Raw genomic sequence first — 6236 nt, 5'->3', positions numbered from 1 at the left:
CCGCCGTATACTTTTGCAAGTACGTTAGTGATTGCTGCAGTTAGTGTAGTTTTACCGTGGTCAACGTGGCCGATTGTACCAACGTTTACGTGCGGTTTTACGCGTTCAAACTTTTCTTTTGCCATGACGGAACCTATCAGTTTTGTGTATCTAAATTACATATGAAAATAATCCACCAAAGGTAGATTAAGTTAATCTTTTTCAAATAGTATTTTCTGACAGATAAAGGAAGTAATCAAGGAGATTCTTAGGACTGGTGCTGATAGGCAGAGTCGAACTGCCGACCTCACCCTTACCAAGGGTGCGCTCTACCAACTGAGCTATATCAGCAACACAAGAACTGGAGCGGGCAGCGGGAATCGAACCCGCATCATCAGCTTGGAAGGCTGAGGTAATAGCCATTATACGATGCCCGCATAAAAATCTGTTCTTAAACTACCTCTAACCGTCAAGAATAAAGTGGTGGAGGGAGCTGGATTCGAACCAGCGAAGGCTGAGCCGTCAGATTTACAGTCTGATCCCTTTGGCCGCTCGGGAACCCCTCCACGATAATTCTCTACTAATTCACTTCCGGTAAAAGGAAAGTGGTGCCGACTAACCGAGTCGAACGGTTGACCTACTGATTACAAGTCAGTTGCTCTACCAGCTGAGCTAAGTCGGCACTGCTTTAGTACGGGGCGAGATATTAGAGTAAGGTTTATTGGGATGCAACTATAAAATTAAAAAAAGTGTAAATTTTTAGTTTAAATGCTCAATATTCACGCGAAAACACGTTTTTGGCACTTTTTTATGTTGTTTTGCTTAGCTGGTGCCAGTAATTTAACCCCTTCATTACGAGTAATGAATCAAAAATACTTCCCTCAAATTGCTGTTGTAAAAGCAAGCCATAGCCACCAGCAAAAATTATTTGTACTTTTTGCTCTGTTTTTTTATCCATTAAGTGCAACTTAGCTTGCTCAATTGCTCCAATGGTTGCCACTAAAGCACCATTTTTTAAACCATTAGGCGTATTTTTACCCAGTTCATTGGTAAATGGAGTTTTACCATCATCAAAAACACGTTGAGTATTTTGTGTAAGTGATGAGGTCATTAAATCAAGCCCAGGTAAAATCCAGCCACCTAAATGCAACCCTTCACTACTAAGCACATCAATTGTTGTCGCAGTACCCGAATCAACAACAATGCATGCTGTGTTTGGATATAACGTAAATCCAGCAATAAGCGCAAGCCACCTGTCTATGCCTAAGTTAGCTACATGCTCGTAAGCGCATACAAGATCTCCAAGCGTTTTGGTTACCTTGGCTTCAAAACAAATAATATTATTGCTAGCCGCTTGTGCGAGAATATCGTTTAGTAAATCACTGCGCCCTACACATGCATAAATCACTTCGGTTATTTGTAACCAAGGCAGGTTATTTATATCTGCCGGTTGTGTTTGCTCGTTATGCCACAACACAGCTTTTAATGATGTATTTCCTACGTCGATCAATAATCTCATAATTGCGCCTTTCTAAGGGAGACTTCCCCACCGTAATAACTTTTTACTTCCCCGTCTTGGCGAATTCGTATTCCACCTTGTGCGTCAATACCTTCACATATTCCACGCCAACTTCGGTGCCCTGTGTTTAGTTCAACATATTCACCAGCAAACGCATTGAGCGAATTCCATTGCTCATACATAGCTTGCAAACCCGTTTGACGATACTGCGCTAAACGCTGCTCTAAATGGTAAGTAAGAGAAGCCACAAGTTGGTTTTTATCAAGCTTTTGAGTATGTTGATTTAAGTCGGTCCACGCTTGGTCTATATGCTGACTAAAGCTCTCAGGCATTTGTAAATTAATACCGATACCAATCACTAACTGACAAGGTCCTTGCGGTTGTCCATCTAATTCAACCAATACACCTGCAAGTTTTTGCTTATTTATATAAATATCGTTAGGCCACTTAAGTTCTACGTCAACTTGGTATAACGCTTTAATAGCATCATAAACAGCTAGGCCTACCGCAATTGATACGCCCATTGCAGCTTGTAAGCCGTCATCTAAACGCCAAAAGTAACTGTAATACAAATTAGCGCCAAATGGGGATTGCCAAACACGGCCGCGTCTACCACGTCCTGCTTGCTGCATTTCAGCAACAATAACAGTGCCAGACTCAAGCGTTGTTTTGGCCTGTATACGGCGCATAAGCTCGCTGTTGGTCGAATCAATAATAGGGTGTACTTCTACATCGGCAGTATTTGCACCTAGCGCTTTGTAGTGCTGATCAATTTGCGTTTTATTTAAAAGGCCCACCTGACTATTCAAACAATAGCCTTTGCCAGTCACTTTAAAAATATCCAAGCCCATTTCTTGTAACGTTTTAATATGTTTACTTACCGCAGCTCGGCTAATACCTAGCTTTTCACCCAAGGCTTGACCAGATACAAACCCTCCTTGGTTGAGTGCATTTAAAATAGCGAGTTTGTTTCCATCAGGTGCTTTCATTACTTAGGCTCCGCGTTAATATGGCATTCGCTGCGTGCATCCATTAAACGTACTTCGTGCTCTAACATAATGTTGTAACGCCTATAAACAACTTGCTGAATGTGTTTAATCATATTTATTAGGTCGCTGCCTTCACTATTTCCGTGATTAACAAGTACTAGAGCTTGTTGTTGATGCACTTCTATACCTGCCTCGCGGTGCCCTTTTAAACCACTTTGATCGATTAACCAACCTGCCGCGACCTTGTGATGACCTTGCCCATATTCGTAATGAGGTAAATCGGCAAATTGCTTTAATAGTTCAGCTAACTGCTGGTTGGTTATTATAGGGTTTTTAAAAAAGCTGCCCGCATTGGCAAGTGTATATGGGTTAGGTAATTTGCTATCACGCGTTTTTATAACCTGATCGAATACAGCTTGCGGGGTGATGCTTGAGAGCTGCTGCAAAGGGCCATAACTTAATGCTGGTTGCCATTTTTTTGGGAGCGCTAAGTGTACTTGCGTGATCACCGCTTTATTTTTAAGGGCATGTTTAAATATTGAGTCTCTGTAAGCAAATTCACATTGCTCGTTATTTAATGAATGCATAGTGTTAGTGGTTATATCAAAGTACTCTACCAACTCAACAAATTTAGCTATCTCAACGCCATAAGCACCAATGTTTTGTACCGGCGATGCGCCAACAGTGCCCGGTATAAGTGCTAAATTTTCAAGCCCGGGTATATTTTTCTCTAATAAATAGCTAACTAGTTGATGCCAGTTTTCGCCTGCGGCAATACTTATTAGTGTGTCGCTCTCGCGCTCAGTAATTTTAATACCTTTTAAAGCTATTTTTATAACCGTACCCATGTAGTCATTTAAAAATACGGTGTTACTGCCCTCGCCCAGCAAACAAAACGGTGCACTAAAATTTTGCGTTTTAAGTTGCTCAAGCTGAGTAATTTCAACAAAATTTTGGCATTGGCTGTTTAATGCGAATGTATGTAAGGAGTGTAATGAATGCGCCACAAAGCTCTCTAAAAATACCGGTAACTAATCGCAATAGTTTACCTCATCGTCGCAAATGTGGCACTAGATTGTAAAAATCACTCAACCCGCCGTGTCAATCGTGATATAAAACCAGCACTTTTTTATTTGTGTTCAGAGTAATGATGAAAATTAAACCTCTTTTTTTAAGCCTCGCTATGGCGGGTATGTGTTCGCAAGCAATGGCTAATGCGATTGACCAAAACTCGTATGCTAACCTTGATGATGTTGTTACTACTCACTTAAACCTTGATTTAGATGTCGATTTTGCCGACAAGCAGTTAGAAGGTTTTGTAGAGCATACTCTTCAGTGGAACAACAGCAAAAGTAGAACTCTCGTACTTGATACCCGCGACTTAGACATTGATAAAGTAATGTACAAAGATCAAAGCGGTAACTGGAAAAAAGCGACTTTTGATTTAGCTAAGCGAGATGACGTTAAAGGTTCAAAGCTTACTATTGTGTTTAAAAACCAAGCTGAAGTAGTTCGTATTTATTACAACAGTCGTCCAGAAGCTTCAGGCCTGCAATGGTTAACACCAGAGCAAACGGCAAGTAAAACGCATCCATTTATGTACAGCCAGTCGCAAGCAATTCATGCACGTAGTTGGATCCCAGTGCAAGATACACCCGCAATGCGTGTAACTTACTCTGCACGAATTCATACACCAAAAGATATACGTGCTGTAATGAGTGCCGATAACAAAGATGCGCTTTATAAAGATGGCGACTACATTTTTGATATGCCACAAGCAATTTCACCTTACCTAATTGCTATTGGCGCAGGTAACTTAGAATTTAAAGCAATGTCGCATCAAACAGGCATATTTGCTGAACCGACAATTTTAGATGCCTCTGTTGCTGAATTTGACGACACCCAAGCCATGATCGATAAAACAAACGCGATGTACGGCGAATATGCATGGGGTCGCTACGACTTATTAATGCTACCACCAAGTTTTCCGTTTGGTGGCATGGAAAACCCACGCTTATCATTTATTACTCCAACGGTTGTTGCCGGTGATAAAAGCTTAGTTAACCTTATTGCTCATGAGCTTGCTCATTCTTGGTCAGGTAACTTAGTAACTAACGCAACGTGGGAAGATTTATGGTTAAACGAAGGTTTTACCTCGTACGTTGAAAACCGCATTATGGAAGAAGTATTTGGCCGTGACCGTGCGGTTATGGAACAAGCACTTGATTCAGCGTCTTTACGCGCACAACTTAAAACAATTGATGCACCAGATACACGCCTTAATTTAAAACTTAACGGCCGCGACCCAGACGATGCATTCAGTTCAGTGCCTTACACTAAAGGTCAATTATTTTTAATTTACCTAGAAAACAAATATGGTCGCGATAAGTTTGACCCGTTTGTAAAAGCGTACTTTAAAGAGTTTTCGTTTAAATCACTTACTACCGCGCAATTTGTTACTTACTTAAAAGCTAACTTAATTGAAAAGTATCCTGGTGTTGTAAGCATGGATAAAGTAAACGAATGGATTTTTGAACCTGGATTACCAAATGATGCGCCAAACCCTACTTCTGATGCATTTGATAAAGTAGATACTGCAACAGCAGCATGGCTAAAAGGCGACACAACTGCAGCTCAACTGCCAACAGCTGATTGGTCTGTGCATGAGTGGCTACACTTTTTAAATAACTTACCACGTGATTTAAGCCAAGAGCACATGGTAGAGCTTGACTCAGAATTTAACCTAACACAGTCAACTAATGCTGAACGTGCATTTGCTTGGTTTATGCTAGCAGTAGGAAATGGTTATCAACCAATTTACCCTGCACTTGATAAGCACTTATCAGGTATTGGCCGTCGTAAATTAATTGTCCCATTATATAAATCCCTTATCACTAACGGTAAAAAAGAGTGGGCACAAAGCGTGTACTTAAAAGCACGCCCTGGGTATCACCCTCTTGCACAAGGTACTATTGACGCATTATTTGAATAAATAGCGTTAACTAGAAACTAAAAAGGGCCAAATTTGGCCCTTTTGTTTTGCTATTTTTCTACTTTGTCACTTTTTCTAAAAAAGCTTTACGCTCTGCAGTTGTGGCTTGTTGCCACCAAAAATCAAGCATTTGCGGCGCACTTGGCATGCCTTTATCTGTAATGGGTGCTATCGGCTTTATTGGCTGACTAGGACGAGAAGGTCCTGCAGGCATTGTATTTTGCATTACCGGTTTATTGCTTGCTAGCTGCGTGTTAGAAATAACACTTAAAGGCTTTGCAACAGCGCTACTTTTTGCTTTTAAACTAACTTGTGGTGCTTCTGCAAATACTTTTGCAGATACTGCATTTTCAGCACGATTAAACACTAAGGTATAATCTTTACCTGCTTCAACAGTTACACTTACCCAAAATGGTTCCGACTCCACAACTTCATGCGTGTCATAATCATCTTCATATAAATCAGTATATTTTAGCCTAAGCTGGTAAGTTCCTGGCGCAAGCTCTACATCATCAATACGGCTAAACAAAGAGCTTTCTAGCATTTTATCGCCCACTTGTAGTGGTACAATTTCTTCTGGAAAGTGAATGTTTTCAGCATTAGCCGAAAAACTAAGTAGTAATGCAACTGCACTACTTATTAAAATTGGTTTAAGCATATTAACTCCTTTATTTGATTTCAGTTTGACACTGTTTTGAAAGTTTGTCATTAGTGAGCTTAAAATTCATAACACTTAATTAGGAACACACTATGAGCC

The 6236-nt window shown here is 40.5% G+C and carries 6 protein-coding genes and 4 tRNA genes; 1 reads left to right on the top strand and 9 read right to left on the bottom strand.

Going from position 1 to position 6236, the window contains the following annotated elements:
- From H5072_RS09430 to murB, 8 genes are all read right to left on the bottom strand, one after another.
- A partial coding sequence (locus H5072_RS09430; RefSeq protein ID WP_033023824.1) for a GTP-binding protein occupies window positions 1–125 on the bottom strand: 125 nt, incomplete at its 3' end.
- 129 nt (window positions 126–254) lie between these two features.
- Window positions 255–330, bottom strand: a tRNA-Thr gene (locus tag H5072_RS09425).
- Window positions 331–341: 11 nt separating this feature from the next.
- Window positions 342–416: transfer RNA gene (locus H5072_RS09420), tRNA-Gly, on the bottom strand.
- Between the two features lie 44 nt (window positions 417–460).
- Window positions 461–545 (bottom strand) — tRNA-Tyr (locus H5072_RS09415).
- Between the two features lie 40 nt (window positions 546–585).
- Window positions 586–661, bottom strand: a tRNA-Thr gene (locus H5072_RS09410).
- 126 nt (window positions 662–787) lie between these two features.
- Window positions 788–1498, bottom strand: coding sequence for a type III pantothenate kinase (locus H5072_RS09405; protein WP_182693373.1), 711 nt, complete (start codon window positions 1496–1498; stop codon window positions 788–790).
- Window positions 1495–2487 (bottom strand): bifunctional biotin--[acetyl-CoA-carboxylase] ligase/biotin operon repressor BirA, encoded by a 993-nt coding sequence (birA, locus tag H5072_RS09400; RefSeq protein WP_182693372.1) that lies wholly within the window; start codon window positions 2485–2487, stop codon window positions 1495–1497. Before birA ends, H5072_RS09405 begins: the two co-directional genes overlap by 4 nt.
- Window positions 2487–3494, bottom strand: a complete 1008-nt coding sequence (gene murB, locus H5072_RS09395) for a UDP-N-acetylmuramate dehydrogenase (RefSeq protein ID WP_182693371.1) — start codon at window positions 3492–3494, stop codon at window positions 2487–2489. The genes birA and murB overlap by 1 nt, the downstream gene beginning before the upstream one ends.
- Before the next feature lie 143 nt (window positions 3495–3637).
- On the opposite strand from murB, the gene H5072_RS09390 reads away from it, so the two are divergent.
- A complete protein-coding gene (locus H5072_RS09390; protein ID WP_182675545.1) occupies window positions 3638–5479 on the top strand; it encodes a M1 family metallopeptidase in 1842 nt (613 codons plus the stop codon).
- Window positions 5480–5537: 58 nt separating this feature from the next.
- Here H5072_RS09390 and H5072_RS09385 read toward each other — a convergent pair whose 3' ends face one another.
- The gene (locus H5072_RS09385; protein ID WP_182693370.1) at window positions 5538–6137 is read right to left on the bottom strand and encodes a DUF2057 domain-containing protein; all 600 of its coding nucleotides are present in this window, start codon (window positions 6135–6137) and stop codon (window positions 5538–5540) included.
- Window positions 6138–6236: the final 99 nt, after the last annotated feature.

Origin of the sequence: Pseudoalteromonas sp. SR45-5 (assembly GCF_014163565.1) — a bacterium.
GTDB lineage: Bacteria > Pseudomonadota > Gammaproteobacteria > Enterobacterales > Alteromonadaceae > Pseudoalteromonas > Pseudoalteromonas distincta.
This window is presented reverse-complemented; position numbering and strand designations above follow the sequence as displayed.